The organism is Planomonospora sp. ID82291, assembly GCF_015711645.1.
In the GTDB taxonomy this organism is placed as follows: domain Bacteria; phylum Actinomycetota; class Actinomycetes; order Streptosporangiales; family Streptosporangiaceae; genus Planomonospora.
Map to the genome: position 1 here is coordinate 1,277,859 of NZ_JABTEX010000002.1, position 19,713 is coordinate 1,297,571.

At 71.4% G+C, this 19,713-nt stretch carries 14 protein-coding genes; 9 read left to right on the forward strand and 5 right to left on the reverse strand.

The window, feature by feature from the left end; all coding sequences use genetic code 11:
- Nucleotides 1-5 precede the first annotated feature (5 nt).
- The 3 genes from HS045_RS16675 to HS045_RS16685 form a co-directional block, all read right to left on the reverse strand.
- Nucleotides 6-1,469 carry a phosphodiester glycosidase family protein gene (locus HS045_RS16675; RefSeq protein WP_196452249.1) on the reverse strand — a complete coding sequence of 488 codons (1,464 nt, stop codon included), beginning with the start codon at nucleotides 1,467-1,469 and terminating at the stop codon, nucleotides 6-8.
- 165 nt (nucleotides 1,470-1,634) lie between these two features.
- The gene (locus HS045_RS16680; RefSeq protein ID WP_196452250.1) at nucleotides 1,635-3,260 is read right to left on the reverse strand and encodes a PucR family transcriptional regulator; all 1,626 of its coding nucleotides are present in this window, start codon (nucleotides 3,258-3,260) and stop codon (nucleotides 1,635-1,637) included.
- A 57-nt stretch (nucleotides 3,261-3,317) separates the two neighbouring features.
- Nucleotides 3,318-4,091: a TetR/AcrR family transcriptional regulator C-terminal domain-containing protein gene (locus HS045_RS16685; RefSeq protein ID WP_196452251.1), complete on the reverse strand. Its 774-nt coding sequence runs from the start codon at nucleotides 4,089-4,091 to the stop codon at nucleotides 3,318-3,320.
- Between the two features lie 55 nt (nucleotides 4,092-4,146).
- Between HS045_RS16685 and HS045_RS16690 the strand changes: the two genes are divergently transcribed.
- The 9 genes from HS045_RS16690 (at nucleotide 4,147) to HS045_RS16730 (ending at nucleotide 17,729) form a co-directional block, all read left to right on the forward strand.
- Nucleotides 4,147-5,718 carry an MFS transporter gene (locus HS045_RS16690; protein WP_196452252.1) on the forward strand — a complete coding sequence of 524 codons (1,572 nt, stop codon included), beginning with the start codon at nucleotides 4,147-4,149 and terminating at the stop codon, nucleotides 5,716-5,718.
- 98 nt (nucleotides 5,719-5,816) lie between these two features.
- Nucleotides 5,817-7,145, forward strand: coding sequence for an aspartate aminotransferase family protein (locus HS045_RS16695; protein WP_196452253.1), 1,329 nt, complete (start codon nucleotides 5,817-5,819; stop codon nucleotides 7,143-7,145).
- The gene (locus HS045_RS16700; protein WP_307827603.1) at nucleotides 7,139-8,647 is read left to right on the forward strand and encodes a CoA-acylating methylmalonate-semialdehyde dehydrogenase; all 1,509 of its coding nucleotides are present in this window, start codon (nucleotides 7,139-7,141) and stop codon (nucleotides 8,645-8,647) included. The genes HS045_RS16695 and HS045_RS16700 overlap by 7 nt, the downstream gene beginning before the upstream one ends.
- 205 nt (nucleotides 8,648-8,852) lie before the next feature.
- Nucleotides 8,853-10,160 carry an extracellular solute-binding protein gene (locus tag HS045_RS36175; RefSeq protein ID WP_196452255.1) on the forward strand — a complete coding sequence of 436 codons (1,308 nt, stop codon included), beginning with the start codon at nucleotides 8,853-8,855 and terminating at the stop codon, nucleotides 10,158-10,160.
- Between the two features lie 229 nt (nucleotides 10,161-10,389).
- The gene (locus tag HS045_RS16710; protein ID WP_196452256.1) at nucleotides 10,390-11,649 is read left to right on the forward strand and encodes a saccharopine dehydrogenase family protein; all 1,260 of its coding nucleotides are present in this window, start codon (nucleotides 10,390-10,392) and stop codon (nucleotides 11,647-11,649) included.
- A gap of 384 nt (nucleotides 11,650-12,033) precedes the next feature.
- Nucleotides 12,034-13,011, forward strand: a complete 978-nt coding sequence (locus HS045_RS16715; protein WP_196452257.1) for an ABC transporter permease — start codon at nucleotides 12,034-12,036, stop codon at nucleotides 13,009-13,011.
- 2 nt (nucleotides 13,012-13,013) lie between these two features.
- The gene (locus tag HS045_RS16720; RefSeq protein ID WP_196452258.1) at nucleotides 13,014-13,853 is read left to right on the forward strand and encodes an ABC transporter permease; all 840 of its coding nucleotides are present in this window, start codon (nucleotides 13,014-13,016) and stop codon (nucleotides 13,851-13,853) included.
- Complete coding sequence (locus HS045_RS16725) at nucleotides 13,850-15,991, forward strand: ABC transporter ATP-binding protein (protein ID WP_196452259.1); 2,142 nt, start codon at nucleotides 13,850-13,852, stop codon at nucleotides 15,989-15,991. The genes HS045_RS16720 and HS045_RS16725 overlap by 4 nt, the downstream gene beginning before the upstream one ends.
- Nucleotides 15,992-16,013: 22 nt before the next feature.
- Entirely contained in the window at nucleotides 16,014-17,729 is a 1,716-nt protein-coding gene (locus tag HS045_RS16730; RefSeq protein WP_196452260.1) for an ABC transporter family substrate-binding protein, read from the forward strand.
- Nucleotides 17,730-17,905: 176 nt separating this feature from the next.
- Here HS045_RS16730 and HS045_RS16735 read toward each other — a convergent pair whose 3' ends face one another.
- Both HS045_RS16735 and gabT read right to left on the reverse strand, forming a co-directional pair.
- Complete coding sequence (locus HS045_RS16735; protein ID WP_230884068.1) at nucleotides 17,906-18,112, reverse strand: hypothetical protein; 207 nt, start codon at nucleotides 18,110-18,112, stop codon at nucleotides 17,906-17,908.
- 215 nt (nucleotides 18,113-18,327) lie between these two features.
- Complete coding sequence (gene gabT / locus HS045_RS16740) at nucleotides 18,328-19,680, reverse strand: 4-aminobutyrate--2-oxoglutarate transaminase (protein WP_196452261.1); 1,353 nt, start codon at nucleotides 19,678-19,680, stop codon at nucleotides 18,328-18,330.
- Nucleotides 19,681-19,713 lie beyond the last annotated feature (33 nt).

Genomic DNA, 19,713 nt, shown 5'->3' on the forward strand with positions numbered 1-19,713 from the left:
ATCGGTCAGGGCGTGATGAACAGCGCGTCTCCGATGGTCCGTTCCCGGCCGTCGGAAGGCCGGTTGACGACCTTGTGGCCGACGACCATCGCCGTCGAACCGCCGCCGTCGAAGTTGATGGCCTGCTTGGCCCCGAGCCAGCGCATGATCTGTGCGGCCTCCACCATCGAGGCGCCGACGGAGACGCCCGGATTGCGGCCGTCGACCGTGACCAGGATCAGCCCGCCCGACTTGTTGACGCCGAGGATCGTGCGGGGATGGCGGCGGAGCATCATGTTGACCGAGGCGTGTCCATCGGCCGCCGCGCTGATCCGCACCCGGCCGTTCCTGAGCAGGCCGACGCCGCCGCCCATCACGTACGTCTGAGGGGTGAGCCGTACGGCCCTTCCCGTCCGCAGGTCGATGACCTTGGTGTCGAGCTTCATGGTCCAGGTCTCCGCGGCGTGCTCGTACAGCCAGTCGGCCATGACGCCGGTGCCGTGGAGGACGTAGTGCCCCCGGGGGACGACGCCGCCGGCGGCGCGAGCCGTCACGATCCTGCCCTGGGCGTCGACGACGACCTCGGAGCCGCCGTCCGCGGCGGTCTTGGCGCCGAACTCCTCGGTGTAGAGGACGAGCTCGTCCGTCCCGGCGGCCCTGTTGACCCCCTTGACCTCGACCTTCGTCCCGTCGGAGGAGATCGCGGTGACCACCGAGCGCAGCTCGGTGATCCAGGCCTTCCGGCCGGTGATGACGAGCCCGCTCCGGCCGGGCGTGCCCTCGCTGAGGAGCCTGCCGCCCACCACCGAGACGCCCACGGGGTCGCCCTGGAGCGCCTTGGCCGTGTGGATGTTGAAGAACCCGCCGTTGACGCCCGCGATGGCGTTGTTGAGCTTGGACATCGAGGAGGTGGTCTCCCGCTTGGCCACGCTGGTGCCGACGCTGGTCCGGTAGGAGCCCTTGAAGAGTTTCGGATCGACCATCACCACCCGCATGTCCCACGGGCCGGTGGTCTGGTCGCCGTCGTCGCCGAGGAAGTCGGTCTTGGCGCGGATCCCGGCCGCCTTGAGCTCCTTGACCGTCTTGTCGGCCTCGGCCCGCTGCTTGAACGTCCACAGTCCGATCCGGACCATGTACCGCTCGACGGGCGGAGCGTCCGCGGCGGCGGGCTGCACGATCCTCAGGACGCTCGGGGTGAACCCCGCAGCCTCGGCCTCGGCGGCCTTCGTCTGAGCGGTGGCCAGTGGGCCGTTGTCGTGCCCGTTGGGCATCAGCAGAGAGACGGTCCACCCCTGGGTGGGCGTGCCGTGCGTCACGCTGAAGAGGTCGACTCCCGGAGCCACCGCACGCTGGTTCTTGGCCGGCGCCCCGGGCTCGCCGAGCGGGAAGGCCGAGGAGGGGAAGGAGGCCCCCACCTGATCGGCCTCCGCCGGTATCGCCGTGGCCGTGATCGCCACGGCCGCGAGCCCGACGATGAGACGTCGTGACATGTGCATCTCTCCCCGTAGGTGACCTGACTTCGGTGCACCATGGTGCCGAGATCCACTTGTCACCGGCGGCGAAACGCGGGAAACAGACCGAGAAAGTGATGTTATCGGTATGAGATCGGCTGTATTCGTGCCATCAATGGTCGATGTGGGGCTAACGCGGGGATATCAGGGGCGCGGGACGTCCCTGCGGAAGGACTCCAGCGCCAACAGCGCGACGTGCAGGGAGAGGCAGGTCTCGACGTCGTCCAGATCGGCGTCGAGGATGCGCTCCAGGCGGCGCAGCCGGTCGTAGAAGGCGGGCCGCGACAGGTGGGCCTTCTGCGCGGCGACCGCCTTGTTGCGCCCGGAGTCCAGGTAGACGCGGAGGATCCGGGCCAGATCCCCGCCCCGCTGGGCGTCGTGGGCCAGCAGCGGGCCGAGCTCGCGCTCGGCGAAGGTCTGCAGCCGGGCGTCGTCGCGCAGCAGGTGGAGCAGGCCGCGCAGGTGCAGGTCGGGCAGGCGGTAGAAGGCCCGCCCGTCGGGCTGCCGGACGGCGACGTCGGCGACCTGCTCGGCCTCGAGGAAGCTGCGCCGTACGTCGCGGACGGTCTCGACGACCGAGCCGGCGGCGAGCACGAACGGCGTGGCGAAGGCGGCGCGCAGGCGCTCGGAGAGCACGGTCAGCGTGGGCTCGGGCAGGGCGCGCGGGGGCAGGGGCAGCAGGACGCCGACGCGGTTCTGGTCCAGGGCGCCGACCAGCGCGGGGAAGCGGGCGGTACGGCAGGCCGCCGCGGCGGCGTCGGCGAGTTCGGCGAGCCGGGCGAGCTGCTCCGGGCCGTCCGGGGAGCTCTCGGGCGACTCGGCGAGGCGGAGCACCACGCTGATCAGCTTGCGGCCGGTGAGCGGCACGCCGACCGCGCGGGCGCGGGCCGCGGCCTCGTCGGGATCGGCGTAGGCGTGGCTGAGGATGCCGGAGATGATCGTGCCGTGGGCCTGCCGCTCCAGGGACTCCTGGTGCCGCTCCAGCAGGCGGCCCAGGGCCAGCGTGGTCGCGGCGCGCTCGGCGAGCACGATGTCGCGGGGGCCCGGTTCGGCCTCGCAGAGCAGCATCAGCCGGCCCCAGTCCTGGCCGCGGGCGCCGACCATGGTGACCAGCCAGCCGGAGGCGGTGTCGTAGGAGGTGCGCCGGTCGGAGACGACGGCGCGGGAGCGGCTCTCCCAGCTGGACAGCAGCGTGCGGGTGTCCTGCCCGGCGGACTCGCAGGCGAGCACCTGGTGGGCGAGGTTCTCCAGCAGGACCGGGCGGCCGGAGAGCCGCGAGACCTGGGCGAGGATCTCCGTGGGGGAGGCGCCCTCGACGGAGAGGGCGGTGAAGACCTCGTGGAGTTGCTCCGAGGCGCGCAGCTCCTCCAGCTGCCGATCGATGATCCGGGCGTGCACGGACTCGGTGATCTGCACGAACGGGGTCTCACGGGCCAGTGTGACCAGGGGCAGGCCGTGCTCCTCGGCGGCGGCGACCACGGAGCCGGGGAGTTCCCCGATGAACTTGCGGCCCAGCTCCACGATCAGCCCGGCCGCGCCGACGGCCGCCAGGCCGGTGATGTAGCCGGTGAGCTTGTCGGGGTCGTCGGGCAGGGCGACGCCGGTGGTGAGCACCAGCTCGCCGCCGTGCAGCAGGTGGGCGATGTCGCTGACCTCGCCGACGTGCACCCAGCGCACCCGCGTGTCCAGCCGGTCGGCTCCTGCGACGACCCGGGGGATGCCCCGGCGGACGGTGTCCAGGGCGAGCACGTCGGCGATGGTGGGCAGCACGCACCGAGAATAACCGATCAATGTGTAAATATGGTCACTCGTCGTTTTACGTTGTGTTCACTGCTCTCTGTCGGCGTCGGTGAAAGGCGCGGCGTCGTGGGCCTCGGTGAAAGGCGCGGCGTCGCGCGCCAGCCGGGCCTTCATCCCGCCGATCAGGCAGGTGAGGCCGAAGTCGAAGCTGATCGCGCGGGTGACGTCCATGTCGAGGTCGCGGTACTGCTCGTGGCGGCTGACGAGGCCGGGGTGGTCGCGGGCCGCCCGGCGCACCGTCTCGTGCACCGCGGTCACCAGTTCCTCGCCGTCGAGCCCCGAGCGGTCGATCACGGCCTGCCAGGCGATCTCGGGCGCGGTCGCGCCGAGGACGTAGGAGAGCAGGGCGGCGCTCGCGTAGTCCAGTTCCAGGCCGGTGAAGCCGGCCTGTTCGAAGGCGGTCGTCATGCGGGCGAGCAGGCGCATCGCGTTGGGGCCGAGGGACGGCCGGGTGCTGAGGAGGGAGGCGGCCCAGGGGTGCTTGCGGAGGGCGTCGCGCAGGCCGTACGCGAAGACCGTGACGGCGTCCTGCCAGCCGACGACCGCGGGGTCGGGCAGCGTGATCTCGCCGTAGACCTCATCCATGACGAGTTCGAGCAGCTCGTCCTTGTGGGCCACGTGCCAGTAGATGCTGGTGGCCCCCGAGCCGAGCTTCGCGCCCAGGCGGCGCATGCTCAGCGCGTCCACGCCCTCGGCGTCGAGCAGTTCCACGGCGGTGCGGACGATCTGCTCGCGGCTGAGCGTCGAACTCCTGGAGGCCCGGGGTTCGCGGGTCCAGACCGAGTCGAAGGGCTGCTGCATCCCTCCAGCATAAACGGACTCGCACGCCGTACGAGTCTCGTCGTACAGTGTGCGAGTGAAATCGCACACTGTACGAGAAGAACGTGATCCGCGGCGCTGGTGGATCCTCGGGGTCCTGTGCCTGAGCCTGCTGGTCCTGGTCGTGGACAACACCGTCCTGAACCTGGCGATCCCGTCCCTGATGACCGACCTCGGCGCGGGACCGGCGGACGTCCAGTGGATCCTGGACGCCTACATCCTGGTCTTCGCCGGCCTGCTGCTCACCGCGGGCAGCCTGTCCGACCGGTACGGCCGCAAACGCTTCCTGATCATCGGCCTGATCCTGTTCGGCGGGGCCTCGCTGGCCGCCGTGGCGGTCACCGAGCCCTGGCAGCTCATCGCCGCCCGCGCGCTGATGGGCGTCGGCGGCTCCATCCTGATGCCGAGCACGCTGTCGATCCTGATCACCGTCTTCGACGAGGGAGAGCGCCGCACGGCCATCGCGGCGTGGAGCGCGGTGGCGATGGTCGGCGTGATCGCGGGTCCCACGCTGGGCGGCTTCCTGCTGGAGCACTACTGGTGGGGGTCGGTCTTCCTGCTCAACGTGCCCGTCGCGGTGGTGGCCGTCGCGGCGGCGGTCGTGCTGATGCCCGAGTCGCGCGGCCCGGCGCGGCGGCTCGACCCGGCCGGGGTGGTGCTGTCCACCGCGGGCATGAGCGCGCTGGTCTTCGTGGTCATCTCCCTGCCGTCCGAGGGGCCGACCGGCGGTCCGGTGCCGGCCGCCGCGGCGCTGGCCGTGCTGGCGCTCGGCGCCTTCGTGCTCTGGGAGCGCCGCTCCGACCACCCCATGCTGCCGCTGGAGCTCTTCCGCGACCGGAACTTCAGCGGGGCGTCGTTCTCGATCGTGCTGATGTCGTTCGGCACGGGCGCGCTGCTGCTGATGCTCACCCAGTACCTGCAGTTCGTGCTGGACTACGACCCGATGAAGGCGGGCCTGGCGCTGCTGCCGTACGCGGTGGCCGCGGCGCTGTTCAACGCGGTCGGCGCCGGGCTGGGGCAGAAGGTCGGCAACCGGACGCTCATCGCGGCGGGCCTGGGCGTCATGGGCCTCGGCTTCGGCGTGCTCGCCTTCCTGACCGCCGACGGCGGGTACGGCATGCTGATCACCGGCCTGATGGTCATGGGGATCGGCGGCGGCCTCGCGGGACCGGCGGCCTACGCGACGCTGATGGGCGCGGTGCCGCCCGCCCACGCGGGGGTCGGCTCGGCGCTGAACGACACCGTCCAGCAGGTCGGGATGGCGCTGAGCGTCGCCGTGCTCGGCAGCGTGCTCGCCGGGGTCTACACCTCGTCGATGCCCGCCGGGGCGCCGGCGGTCGCGCGCGAGTCCATCGCGGGCGCCGACCTGCTGGGAGACCCGGCGCTGATGGGGACCGCGCGGGAGGCGTTCGTCGCGGCCATGTCCTTCGGCTCCTGGGTGGGCGTCGGCTTCTGCGTCGCGGCGGCGGTCCTGGCCCTGGCGGTGATCCGTTCCGCGCCGCGGCCGACCGCCGGAGCGGAAGAGGCGGAGGAAGCGGATACGACGCAGAGGACGACAGAGAGCGCGGAGAACGCGGAGAACGCGGAGAACACGGCGGGAACCCGGTGAAGAGGAGCGGAGAGGGGTTTACATCCTGACGGGCCGGCGGTGATTTCCCCGACAGTCTGCCGGTAGGAGCGGCGGCCCGGGCCCGGGATACTCGATGCATGTCGGACCTTCTCGCGCGTCACCGGGCGGTCATGCCCAACTGGCTGGCCCTCTACTACAACGAGCCCATCGAGATCGTCGGCGGCAAGGGCAACCGGGTCGTCGACGCCTCGGGGAAGACCTACCTGGACTTCTTCGCGGGCATCCTGACCAACATGATCGGCTACGACGTGCCCGAGGTGCGCGAGGCCGTCGAGCGGCAGCTCGCCACCGGCGTGGTGCACACCTCCACCGTCTACCTGCTCCGCGGCCAGGTCGAGCTGGCCGAGAAGATCGCCCGGCTCTCCGGCATCGAGAACGCGAAGGTCTTCTTCACCAACTCCGGCACCGAGGCCAACGAGACGGCGCTGCTGCTGGCCACCTACGCGCGCCGGTCCGACCAGGTGCTCGCCATGCGCCAGAGCTACCACGGCCGCAGCTTCGGCACGATCGGCGTGACGGGCAACCGGGCGTGGAAGAACAACTCCCTCTCGCCGCTGAACGTGCACTTCCTGCACGGCACGGACCGGCACCTCGCCCGGTTCCGCGGCATGGCGGACGCCGACTACATCGCCGCCTGCGTCGAGGACCTGCGCCACGTGCTCGCCACCGCCGCCGCCGGCGACGTCGCGGCGCTGATCGCCGAGCCGATCCAGGGGGTGGGCGGGTTCACCATGGCGCCCGACGGGTTGTTCGCGGCCTACAAGGAGGTGCTGGACGCCGAGGGGATCCTGTTCATCTCCGACGAGGTGCAGACCGGCTGGGGCCGTACCGGCTCGGCGTTCTTCGGCATCCAGGACCACGGCGTCACGCCGGACATGATGACCTTCGCCAAGGGCCTCGGCAACGGCTTCGCGGTGGGCGGCGTCGTGGCCCGCGGCGAGCTGATGGACGCCCTGCACGCGACCGGCCTGGCCACCTTCGGCGGCAACCCGATCTCGATGGCCGCGGCCAACGCCACCCTCGACTACGTGCTCGACCACGACCTGCAGGCGAACGCGGCCCGGACCGGCACGCTGATCATCGACGGCCTGCGCGCGGCCGCGACCCGCCTGCCGATCGTCGGGGACGTGCGCGGCAAGGGCCTGATGTTCGCCGTCGAGCTGGTCGACCCGTCCACCGGCGCGCCTGCTCCGGAGCTCGCGGCCCGGTTCATGGAGGAGACCAGGAAGGCGGGCCTGCTCGCGGGCAAGGGCGGTCTGTACGGCAACGTGCTGCGCATGGCCCCGCCGCTCACCCTGACGGCGGAGGAGGCCGCCGAAGGGCTCGGGATCATCGTCGCCGCGCTCGAGACCGTCGGCGCGGAGGCCGCGGAGGCCGCGGAGCGCGCAGGAGGCACGGGATCGTGAAGAACGTCACCCACTGGATCAACGGAACCGCCGTCGAGGGCGCCGGCCGTACGGCGGAGATCTTCGACCCGGTCGGGGGCGGGGTGGCCGGGCGGGTACGGCTCGCCTCGGCCGCCGAGGTCGACGCGGCCGTGGCCGCCGCCGCGGCGGCCCACCCCGGCTGGCGGGACACCTCGCCGGTCAAGCGGGCGCAGGTGCTGTTCCGCTTCCGGGAACGGGTCAGCGCGCACGCGGACGAGCTCGCGGCGCTCATCAGCGCCGAGCACGGCAAGGTCCGCTCCGACGCGCTGGGCGAGGTCGCCCGGGGGCTGGAGGTCGTGGAGTTCGCCTGCGGCGTCCCGCACCTGCTCAAGGGCGGGTTCTCCGAGGGCGTCTCCACGCGGGTCGACTCCTACTCGATCCGCCAGCCGCTGGGCGTGGTCGCCGGGATCACCCCGTTCAACTTCCCGGCCATGGTCCCGATGTGGATGTTCCCCGTCGCGATCGCCTGCGGCAACACGTTCGTGCTCAAGCCTTCGGAGCGGGATCCGTCGGCCGCGCTGCTGCTGGCCCGGCTCTGGGCGGAGGCGGGGCTGCCGGACGGGGTCTTCAACGTGGTCCAGGGCGACAAGGAGGCGGTGGACCGGCTGCTGGAGCACCCGGACGTCAAGGCCGTCTCGTTCGTCGGCTCGACCCCGGTCGCCCGCCACGTCTACGCGACCGGGACCGCGGCCGGCAAGCGGGTCCAGGCGCTCGGCGGGGCCAAGAACCACATGCTGGTCCTGCCCGACGCCGACCTCGACCTCGTCGCGGACTCCGCGGTCTCGGCGGGCTTCGGCTCGGCGGGGGAGCGCTGCATGGCGATCTCCGTCGTGCTGGCGGTGGACCCGGTCGGCGACGAGCTCGTGGAGAAGATCGTCTCCCGGGTGGAGAAGCTGACCGTCGGCCCCGGCGACGACCCCCGCTCGGAGATGGGCCCCCTGATCACCGCCGCCCACCGCGACACGGTGGTCTCCTACCTGGAGACGGGGGTCGCCGAGGGGGCGGAACTGGTGGTGGACGGCAGGCTGACCCCGGTCCTCGGCGGCGGCGCAGCGGCCGAGACCCCCGGGTTCTGGCTCGGGCCCACCGTGTTCGACCGCGTCCCGCCGGGCTCCCGGGTGCACACCGAGGAGATCTTCGGCCCGGTCCTGGCGGTGGTGCGGGTCTCCTCCTACGAGGAGGGCCTGGCGCTGATCAACGGTGGCGAGTACGGCAACGGCACCGCGATCTTCACCAACGACGGCGGCGCCGCCCGGCGCTTCCAGAACGAGGTGGAGGTCGGGATGGTCGGCATCAACGTGCCGATCCCGGTGCCGATGGCGTTCTACAGCTTCGGCGGCTGGAAGGCATCGCTCTTCGGGGACACGCACGTCCACGGCACCGAGGGGGTGCACTTCTACACCCGGGGCAAGGTCGTCACCTCGCGCTGGCTCGACCCGAGCCACGGCGGGGTCGACCTCGGCTTCCCGACCTCCGCGTAGTCCCCGGAGCGCCGCTGTCACCGCCGCTGTCACGGCCGTGGCCGTGGTGGTGGCCGCGGTGGCGGCCGCCCCGCCGCCGGTCCCCGCCTCCGCGTCCGGCCGCGGGGCGGGCCGTACGGTCGCCGGGCCCCGCGGGGAGCGTCGCGGCCGGTAGGCTCCGAGCAGGTCGGCAGTGGTGCGTTCAAGGGGCGTTCAAGGGGGCAGCGTGGGTAGGGACCGGCTCCGCCGTACGAGGCTGGCGGGCGTGGCGGGCACGGGTGTCCTGGTGCTCGCGGCCTGCGCCGGCACGGGGTCGCCGGCCGTCCGGCTCGCGGCGGGACCGGCGCCGGCCACGGTGGACGTCCCAGCGGGCCTCCCCGTAGGCGCGGTGTCCACGGCGACGGCCACTGCGGCGTCCACGGCGACGGCCACCGGCTCACCGGCCACGCGTCCCTCCTCCTCTCCCTCCTCCTCTCCCTCGGCCTCGATCGGAGCGTCGGAGGGGACCCTGCGCGTGCTGGCGCTGCAGGGCCGCGTCGAGTACGGCGGGACGAGCACGAAGGTCGACTGGGTCACGCCGTACGAGGAGCGGACCGGATGCCGGGTCGTGGCGCTGGACCGGGTGCGGACGGGCGAGGAGATGGCCGCCCGGTTCGAGGGCGGCTCCTACGACGTCGTCTCGCCTCCGCCGGAGCTGGCCGGGACGCTGATGGCCGCGGGCGGCGTCGCGCCGGTGGACACCTCCCTGATCAAGGCGTACGACGACATCCCCGGGTGGCTGCGCGAGCTGCCCGCGTTGCGGTGGAAGGACGCGGTCTACGGCGTCCCCTACCTGTGGGGGGTCAACCGGGTCGTCCACGGCGGTTCCCGCGACGGCGCCCGGGACGGCGGCTACGGCGGCCCCGGCGACCTCTACACGGCCGGTCCCGTGGCGATCAGGAACGATCCGCTGAGCATCGCCGACGCCGCGCTGGCGCTCGCCGGGACCGGACGCGATCTGGGCGTGTCCGATCCGTTCCGGCTCACCCCGGCCCAGCTCGACGCGGCGGCCGGGCTGCTCGCCGAGCGGGACGGACCGGACCGGGTCTACTGGAACGACCCGGTCGAGGTGGTGCGGGCGATGGCGAGCGGATCGGTGCGCCTGGCCCAGGCGTGGCCGTACCACGCCGACCTCTTCGAGCGCGCGGGCAGACCGCTGGAGACCTTCGGCACGGCGCCGGCGACCGGCTGGGCCGACTCCTGGATGATCTCCGCCACCGCCGCGAGCCCGAACTGCGCCTACAGGTGGCTCGACTGGGTCGCCTCGGCCGAGGCGCAGCGGTGGGCCGCCGCCTGGACCGGGCTGGCCCCGGCCAACCCCGGAGCCTGCACGGGCCGCGCCCGCCGCGTCTGCGAGGTGTACGGGGCCCGGGACGGGAAGCGGCCGGAAGGGGTCTTCTTTGCCGTTCGCCCATCGCGGGATTGCGGTGGCGCGGGCGGGGAATGCACCGACTACGCCGATTGGGCGAGCCGGTGGAAGGCCCTGGTGAAGTAGGCGGAGGCCTCCCCACCGGCGGTCGACGAGCCGCGGGCGCCGTCCGGTCCCCCGTCGGGCGCGCCTGCTCCAGGGGCGCTCCGGTGCTTCCCCCGGCACCGGGGCGCCCCGTTCCCCGTTCCGGACCGCGACGGTTTTCGCGGTGATCACCGTTTTCGGCCGTGGATCCGGTGGGGAAACTCCGTCTCCGCTATCGACTGGTCGACCAGTCAGTGGATAGAGTCCCGCCATGAGGATCCTTCTTGTGGGGGCCGGCGGCGTCGGCTCCGCCGTCGTCCCGATCGCCGCGCGCCGAGATTTCTTCGAACACATCGTGGTGGCGGACTCTAAACAGAGCCGGGCCACCGAGGCCGTGGCCAAGATCGGAGACCCGCGTTTCAGCGCCATCGCGCTGGACGCCTCCGACCAGGGGGCGGTCGAGGCCGCCCTCACCGAGCACCGCTGCGACGTGCTCTTCAACGCGGTGGACCCGCGTTTCACCATGCCGCTGTTCCGGGCCGCGCTGAACACCGGCGCCCACTACCTGGACATGGCGATGTCGCTGTCGCGTCCCCATCCGCTCCGGCCGTACGAACTGCCGGGCGTGAAGCTGGGCGACGAGCAGTTCGCCCTCGACGGCGCGTGGCGGGCCAAGGGCTCCCTGGCGCTGGTGGGCATGGGGGTGGAGCCGGGCCTGGCCGACGTCTTCGCCCGCTACGCCGCTGACCACCTGTTCTCCGGCATCGACGAGATCGGCGTCCGCGACGGGTCGAACCTGGTGGTGGACGGCTACGACTTCGCGCCGACCTTCTCCATCTGGACGACCATCGAGGAGTGCCTCAACCCGCCGGTGGTCTGGGAGGACGGCGGCTGGCGCACCACCGAGCCGTTCAGCGAACCGGAGGTGTTCGACTTCCCGGAGGGCATCGGCCCCGTCGAGTGCGTGAACGTCGAGCACGAGGAGGTCCTGCTCGTGCCGCGCTGGATCGACGCCCGGCGGGTGACGTTCAAGTACGGCCTCGGCGAAGAGTTCATCGGCGTGCTGAAGACCCTGCGCAAGCTCGGCCTGGACAGCGCCGACAAGATCAAGGTCGGCGGGGTCGAGGCCTCGCCGCGCGACGTGGTCGCGGCCCGGCTGCCCGACCCGGCCACCCTCGGCGACCGGATGCGCGGCAAGACCTGCGCCGGCACCTGGGTGAAGGGCGTCGGCAAGGACGGCGAGCCGCGCGAGGTCTACCTGTACCACGTGGTCGACAACGCGTGGTCCATGAGCGAGTACGGCTGCCAGGCCGTGGTCTGGCAGACGGCCGTGCACCCCGTGGTCGCGCTGGAGCTGCTGGCCACCGGCGTGTGGTCGGGGGCCGGCGTGCTGGGACCGGAGGCGTTCGACGCGGTGCCGTTCCTGGAGCTGCTCAACGCCTACGGCTCGCCGTGGGGGATGCGCGACCAGACCGGGGTCGAGCGGCTCCGCGAGCCCGACGAGGACCGCGAGGTGCTGCTCTCCGCCTGACCGCGGCCCGCCCCGACCGACACCTGACCCCGTCCCGTCCGACTGGCGAGAGGGCGGCTCCCGGATTCCGGGAGCCGCCCTCTCGTCATGCCGGGGGAGGAGCGGCCGGGCCGCCGCCGACGGCGGCGCTCGCCGTTCGCGTCTCTCCCTTTGACAGCGCTTATGTCACAAAATCAAGACATATGTTACAAGAAGTGGACATACCTATTTCCTATCGTTATCCGGGTAGCTCAACCCGTTATCTATGTACCGGTATCGTTTCGCTTATCTCGGCCTAAATCTCTTAAACCGGGATTAAGTGTGCGTTAACGGGAATTTCGGCATGCCTGGACACGGCTCCGCCATGGCGCCCTTCGCACTCGCGCGACATCCGAGGGGAGGACGATGGGCGTCTACCTGTTCAGACGGCTGATCAGCAATGTCCTGCTGGTGGCGATCGCCGCGAGCATGGCGTACTTCCTGGCCGCGACGAGCCTGAACCCGAGATTCAAGTACGAGGGCCGCCAACCGCCGGTGGCGGAGGCCGTCGTCGACGCCACGCTGGAGCAGTACAACCTCAACGACAAGACGCCGGTCTTCCAGCGCTACGTCACCTGGGTCTCCGGAGTCGCCACCGGCGACCTGGGCAGGACCTGGGACGGCAAGCCCGTCAACGCGGAACTGGGCCGCCGGGTCGGAGTGAGCCTGCGGCTGCTGTTCATCGGCACGCTCGTCGGAGCGGCCGTCGGGGTGAGCGTCGGCGCCTACGCCGCGGTCAAGCAGTACAGGATCAGCGACCGGCTGATCGGGGTGGGCGCCTTCGTCATCATGGCGATCCCCGTCTTCGTGCTCGCCACCCTCCTCACCATCGCCGCCGCCGGGCTCAACGACGCGCTGGGCTTCAGCCTCCTGGAGTACACCGGCGAGTACAACCCGGCGCTGAGCGGCTGGGACCAGGTCACCAGCCGGCTCAACCACCTGATCCTGCCGACGATCTCGCTGAGCCTCGGACAGATCGCCTACTACAGCCGGATCCAGCGGAACATGATGCTCGACGTGCTGGGCCAGGACTTCATCCGCACCGCCCGCGCCAAGGGGCTCAGCCGCAGGGACGCGCTGTTCAAGCACGCGCTGCGGACCTCGCTGGTCCCGGTCGCGACCTACTTCGCCTTCTCGTTCGGCACGATGCTGACCGGCGCGGTCTTCACCGAGAAGATCTTCGGCTGGCACGGCATGGGCGCCTGGCTGGTCGAGTCGATCCAGAGCCACGACGTCAACTCGGTCGCCGCGGTGAGCCTGTTCGCCGCGGTCTGCGTCCTGTTCGCCGGCTTCCTGTCGGACCTGATCGTGTCGGCCATCGACCCCCGGGTGCGGGTGAGCTAGAGATGCGTTCCAAACTCGTACTCAAGCGCATGCTGCGCAACCCGCAGGCCCGCTACGGCCTGCTGGCGCTGGCCCTGCTCCTGCTGCTCGCCTACATCGGCCCGCTGTTCGGCCCGCACGACTGGACCGAGAAGGACTTCCTGGCCTTCATGGAGCCGCCCTCGGGCGACCACTGGTGGGGCACCACCCAGATCGGCCAGGACGTCTACGCGGTCACGCTGCGCGGCATGCAGAAGTCGATCATCATCGGCTTCCTCGTCGCCCTCGTCTCCACCGGCCTGGCCGCCCTGGTCGGCGCGACCGCCGGCTACCTCGGCGGCTGGGCGGACCGGGCCCTGATGTGGGTGACGGACCTGCTGCTCGTGCTGCCGAGCTTCCTGATCATCGCGATCATCTCGCCCCGGCTCAAGGGCGGCTCCTGGCTCTGGTTCGTGGTCCTGCTCGCGGTCTTCTCCTGGATGATCACCTCCCGGATGGTGCGGAGCATGACGCTCTCCCTGCGGGAGCGCGAGTTCGTGCTGGCCGCGCGGTACATGGGGATCCCGGCCTGGAAGATCATCCTTCGGCACGTCGTGCCGAACATCTCCTCACTTCTGATCATCGACGCCACGCTCAACGTCAGCGCGGCGATCATCGGCGAGGCGGCGCTGTCGTTCTTCGGCTTCGGCATCCAGCCGCCCGACGTCTCGCTCGGCACGCTCATCGCGGACGGCAGCGCCAAGGCCATCGGGTACCCGTGGCTCTTCGCCTTCCCCGCGGGCCTGCTCGTACTGCTCGTCCTCAGCGTCAACCTCGTCGGCGACGGCCTGCGCGACGCCCTCGACCCGGGGAGCAACCAGTGAACGAGCCGACCACCGGGCGCGGGGCGCCCGTCCTCGAGGTCAGCGACCTCAACGTCACCTTCCGCGGCGGCGTCAAGGCCGTGCGCGGCGTGAGCTACCGGCTCGACCGGGGCGAGATCCTCGGCATCGTCGGCGAGTCCGGCTCGGGCAAGTCGGTGACCTCGCTCGCGGTGATGGGCCTGCTCCCGGAGGGGGCCGAGATCAGCGGCTCGGTGAAGCTGCACGGCCGGGAGCTGATCGGCGCGCCGGAGGGGGAGCTGACCCGGCTCCGCGGCAAGAGCATCGGCATGATCTTCCAGGACCCGCTCTCGGCGTTCACCCCGGTCTACACGATCGGCGACCAGATCGCCGAGGCCGTGCGCGTGCACCAGAAGGTCGGCAGGGACGTCGCGGCCGAGCGGGCCGTGGAACTGCTCGACCTGGTCGGCATCCCGCACCCGGACGAGCGGGCCAAGGCGTTCCCGCACCAGTTCTCCGGGGGCATGCGCCAGCGCGCGATGATCGCGATGGCCATCGCCAACGACCCCGACGTGCTGATCTGCGACGAGCCGACCACCGCGCTGGACGTGACCATCCAGGCCCAGGTGCTGGAGGTGCTCAAGACCGCGCAGCGGGAGACCGGCGCGTCGATCATCATGATCACCCACGACCTGGGCGTGGTCGCCGGGCTGGCCGACCGGGTGCTGGTGATGTACGCCGGCAAGCCGGTCGAGCTGGGCACCGTGGACGAGATCTACTACCGGCCGCGGCAGCCGTACACGATGGGCCTGCTGGCCTCGATCCCGCGGATGGACCGCCCGACCGAGCGGCTGATCCCGATCGAGGGCAACCCGCCCTCGCCCGCGGCGCTCCCGCCGGGCTGCCCGTTTGCGCCGCGCTGCCCGCTCAAGGCCGACGCGTGCGACGACGCCGAGCCGGAGCTGGAGCGGATCGGCACGGGCGGCCGGATGGCGGCCTGCATCCGCGCCCACGAGATCGACCTCAAGGACCTGCGCGGCGCGGACGTCTACCCGGTGCCGGAGCCCCCGGCCGGGGCGGTCGAGCGCGGGCCCCGCGAGGAGCGGGAGACCGTGCTCGCACTGGACGGCCTCGTGCGGCACTACCCCCTGATGAAGGGGGCGGTCTTCAAGCGGCAGGTCGGAACCGTGCACGCGGTGGACGGGATCAGCTTCGACGTCCGCGAGGGCGAGACGCTGGCCCTGGTGGGGGAGTCGGGCTGCGGCAAGACCACCACGCTCCAGCAGATCATGCAGCTCCAGGCTCCGCAGGGCGGCACGGTCGTGGTGCTCGGCAAGGACAGCGCGAAACTCGCCAAGGCCGAGCGCAAGGCGCTCCGCCGGGACCTGCAGATCGTCTTCCAGGACCCGATGGCCGCGCTCGACTCCCGCATGCCGGTCGGCGACATCCTCGCCGAGCCGCTGCGCGCGCACGGCCACCGGGACGGCAAGGCCGTCAGGAGCAGGGTGGCCGAACTGCTCACCCTGGTGGGACTGGCGCCCGAGCACGCCGAACGCTACCCGCAGCACTTCTCCGGCGGTCAGCGCCAGCGCATCGGCATCGCCCGCGCGCTGGCGCTGGAGCCGAAGCTGATCGTGCTGGACGAGCCGGTCTCGGCGCTGGACGTCTCCATCCAGGCAGGTGTGATCAACCTGCTGGAGGACCTCAAGGACCGGCTCGGCCTGTCCTACCTGTTCGTCGCGCACGACCTGTCGGTGGTCCGGCACATCGCCGACCGGGTCGCGGTCATGTACCTGGGGAAGATCGCCGAGATCGGCGAGGTCGACGAGGTGTACGGCCGGCCGGCCCACCCCTACACGCGGGCGCTGCTCTCGGCGATCCCGCTGCCCGACCCCGAGCTGGAGCGCTCCCGCACCCGCATCCTGCTCGAAGGCGACCTGCCCAGCCCCGCCGACCCGCCCTCGGGCTGTCGCTTCCGCACCCGCTGCCCCAAGCGCGCCCGGCTGGGCGCGGAGGAGGCGCGCAGGTGCGCGGAGGAGGAGCCCGCCGTCATCCGGCTCGCGCCGGCCGCCGACCACGGCGCCGCCTGCCACTACCCCGAGGACCCCGAAGACCCCGAGGGCGCCGGAGGGCCTGAGGACCCCGAGGACACCGAGGCCGTCGCGGCCCCGCGTCCGTGACATCCCTGCGTTGGAGGAACACATGAAGGTTGGTCACAAGGCCGTCGCCGGAGCCGCGCTCCTGGCCATGGCCCTCACCGCCTGCGGCGGCGGCGCCGACAAGCCCAAGGCCGGCTCGACCGAGGCCGCCAAGGAGGCCCAGCAGGCCGCCGCGCAGCTTCCGGGCAGCACCATCAACCCGGTCGCCTACGAGCAGGTCGCCGACGGCGGCACCGTGACGCTGGCCAGCGACTCGTGGCAGGCCAACTGGAACTACAACCAGGTCAACGGCACCCACGACAACACCGACCAGGTGATGGAGGCGCTCATGCCGAGCGCCTTCCGCGCCGACGACAAGGCCGAGATCGTCAACCACCCGGACTACGTCACCGAGTGGAAGATGGAGCTGCAGGACGGGACCCAGGTCGTCACCTACAAGATCCACGAGAAGGCGACCTGGTCGGACGGGACGCCGATCACCTACAAGGACTTCCAGGCGCAGTGGAAGGCCCTGAACGGCAAGGAGAAGAAGTACCAGGTCTCCACGACCGACGGCTACGACCGGATGAAGTCGGTGGAGAAGGGCGCCACCGACAAGGACGTCGTGGTGACCTACGCCAAGCAGTACCCGGACTGGCAGAACATGTTCGCGCCGCTGTATCCGGCCTCCACCAACGACGACCCCGAGGTCTTCAACAAGGGCTGGGTCGGCAAGATCCCGGTCACCGCGGGCCCGTTCAAGGTCGAGTCCCTCAACGAGACCACCAAGACCGTCACCCTGGTCCGCGACGACAAGTGGTGGGGCCGCAAGGCCAAGCTCGACAAGGTGATCTTCCGCGCCATGGAGACCGGTGCGACGATCAACGCCTTCGTCAACGGCGAGCTCGACGCGGTCGAGATCGTCTCGGGCGACGCCGCCGGCCTCAAGCGGGTCAAGGAGGTGGCGAACACCGACGTGCGCAAGGCGGCGGCCCCGAACTGGCGCCACATCACCGTCAACGGCTCCAGCGAGCTGCTGAAGGACAAGTCGGTCCGCCAGGCCGTGGCGATGGGGATCAACCGCGAGACGATCGCCGCCTCCGACCTCAAGGACATGGACTGGCCGATCCAGACGCTCGGCAACCACCTGTACATGAACACCCACAAGGGATACGTGGACAACTCCGGCGAGGTCGGCAAGTACAACCCCGAGAAGGCCAAGCAGCTGCTGGAGGCCGCCGGCTGGAAGCAGGAGGGCGAGTACCGCAAGAAGGACGGCAAGGAGTTCGCGCTCCGCTTCACCGTCCCGGCCTCGCTGCCCGTGGCCAAGCAGGAGGGCGAGCTCACCCAGGCGATGCTGAAGGAGATCGGCGTCAAGGTCACCGTCGACCCGGTCCCGGACGACAAGTTCTTCGACGACTACATCATCCCCGGCAACTTCGACCTCGTGCCGTTCTCCTGGCTGGGCACGCCGTTCCCGAACAACTCCCTGCCGCAGGTCTACAAGACCCCGACGGGACCGGACAACTACGGCAGCAACTTCCCGCGCATCGGCACCCCCGAGCTCGACGCCCTGATCGAGCGGGCCAGCAGCGAGATGGACCCGCAGAAGGCGATCGAGCTGGGCAACCAGGCCGACAAGCTGATCTGGGACCTGGTCCACACCATCCCGCTCTACCAGCGACCGAGCATCTACGGGACGAAGAAGAACCTGGCCAACTACGGCGCCTTCGGCTTCGCCGACCCGAAGGACTGGACGGCCGTGGGCTTCACCAAGTAAGCCCGGCCCGGCGCCTCCCCGTGCCCTTCCCCGCTCCGGCGGGGGAGGGCGCCGCCCTTGTCCGGCCTTGTCCGGGGTCTCCGGCCGCCGCGGCGCTCCGGCGGCTCCCCCTCCGGAGCGGCGGCTTCGCGCGGCGGCTCTTCTCGGCAACGGCGGCTTCGGGCGGCGGCTCCCCCTCAGGAGAAGGCCACGCTGCGCGACAGCGGGTAGACGTTGCCCGCCCGCTGGGGGAGCAGCGCCTCCGCGCAGTCCGGGCAGGCGAACAGGATCGCGTCGTCGGGGAGGCGGCCGATCCGGACCCTGGGGCGGGGCCACCTCTTGTGGCAGGCCACGCAGGCGTCCCCCTCGCACTGAGCGGGGGTCAGGCCCTCGGGGTCGAACATAATGAGCCGTGCCGTCGCGGTCGGCCTCCAGTGCATCGCGCTTCCCGTCCTGATCACGCAGTCTCCCGTCGCAACCGTTATAGCCCCGCCACCCTCAGTGATCGCTTTGCTCAGTCCCAAGCCGCGGTTAAATCGCCGCCTCGGCGGGGGTGGCGCAACGACAAAAGGGGCACACGGCGTCAAGCCGGATGCCCCTTCTGGACCGTGGTAAACGGTCAGACCTCGCAGACCGCCTTCTCCAGGATCTCCAGCGCCTCCTGGAGCAGGTGCTCGGGCATGACCAGCGGCGGCAGGAAGCGCAGCACGTTGCCGTAGGTGCCCGCGGTCAGCACGAGCAGGCCCTCGGCGTGGCAGCGCCGGGCGATCTCGGCCGCGGCGGTGGGGTGCGGCTCCTTCGTGCCCGGGACGACCAGCTCGATGGCGGTCATGGCGCCCCGGCCGCGCACGTCGCCGACGATCGGGGCGCGCCCGGCGAGGGCCCGCAGACGGGGCAGCATGACCTCGCCGATCCGGCGGGCCTTCCCGACCAGGTCCTCGGCCTCGATGGTCTCCAGCACGCCGAGCGCCGCCTCGCAGGCCAGCGGGTTGCCGCCGTAGGTGCCGCCCAGGCCGCCGACGTGCACCCGGTCGAGGAGCTCGGCCCGCCCGGTGACGGCGGCCAGCGGCAGGCCGCCCGCGATGCCCTTGGCGGTGACGATGATGTCGGGCACGATGCCCTCGTCCTCGCAGGCGAACAGGTGGCCGGTGCGGGCGAAGCCGGTCTGCACCTCGTCGGCGATGAGGACGATGCCTTCTGACCGGCAGTACTCGGCGATCCGCGGCAGGAAGCCCTTGGCCGGCTCGATGAAGCCGCCCTCGCCGGCGATCGGCTCGATCAGCACGGCCGCCACGTTCTCCGCGCCGATCTGCGTGCCGATCTGGTCGATCACCTGGGCCGCGGCCTCCTCGGCGCAGTGCTCCGGACCCGTGGGCCAGCGGAACGGGTAGGCCAGCGGCACCCGGTACACCTCGGGGGCGAACGGGCCGAAGCGGTGCTTGTACGGCATGTTCTTGGCCGTCAGGGACATCGTCAGCAGGGTCCGGCCGTGGTAGCCGTGGTCGAACACGACGACCGCCGGGCGGCCGGTGGCGTGCCGGGCGACCTTGACCGCGTTCTCCACGGCCTCGGCGCCGCTGTTGAGCAGGAAGGTGCGCTTGGCGTGGTCGCCGGGGGTGATCGCGTTGAGCCTCTCGGCCACCTGCACGTACGACTCGTACGGCGTGACCATGAAGCAGGTGTGCGTGAAGTCCGCGGCCTGCCGCCGCACCCGCTCCACCACGCGCGGCGCGGCGTTGCCGACGCTCGTCACCGCGATGCCCGAGCCGAAGTCGATCAGGGAGTTGCCGTCGGCGTCGACGACGACGCCGCCGCCCGCGCGGGTCACGAAGACCGGCAGCGTCGTGCCGATGCCCGGCGGGACGGCCGACTGCTTGCGCGCGAACAGCTCGCGGGACCTCGGGCCGGGGATCTCGGTGACGACGCGGCGCTCCTGGGGGAGGGACGGGCCGCCCTGGGTGACGGTGCTCATGCTGCGACGGTATGCGGGCCGGGCCGGTGTGCC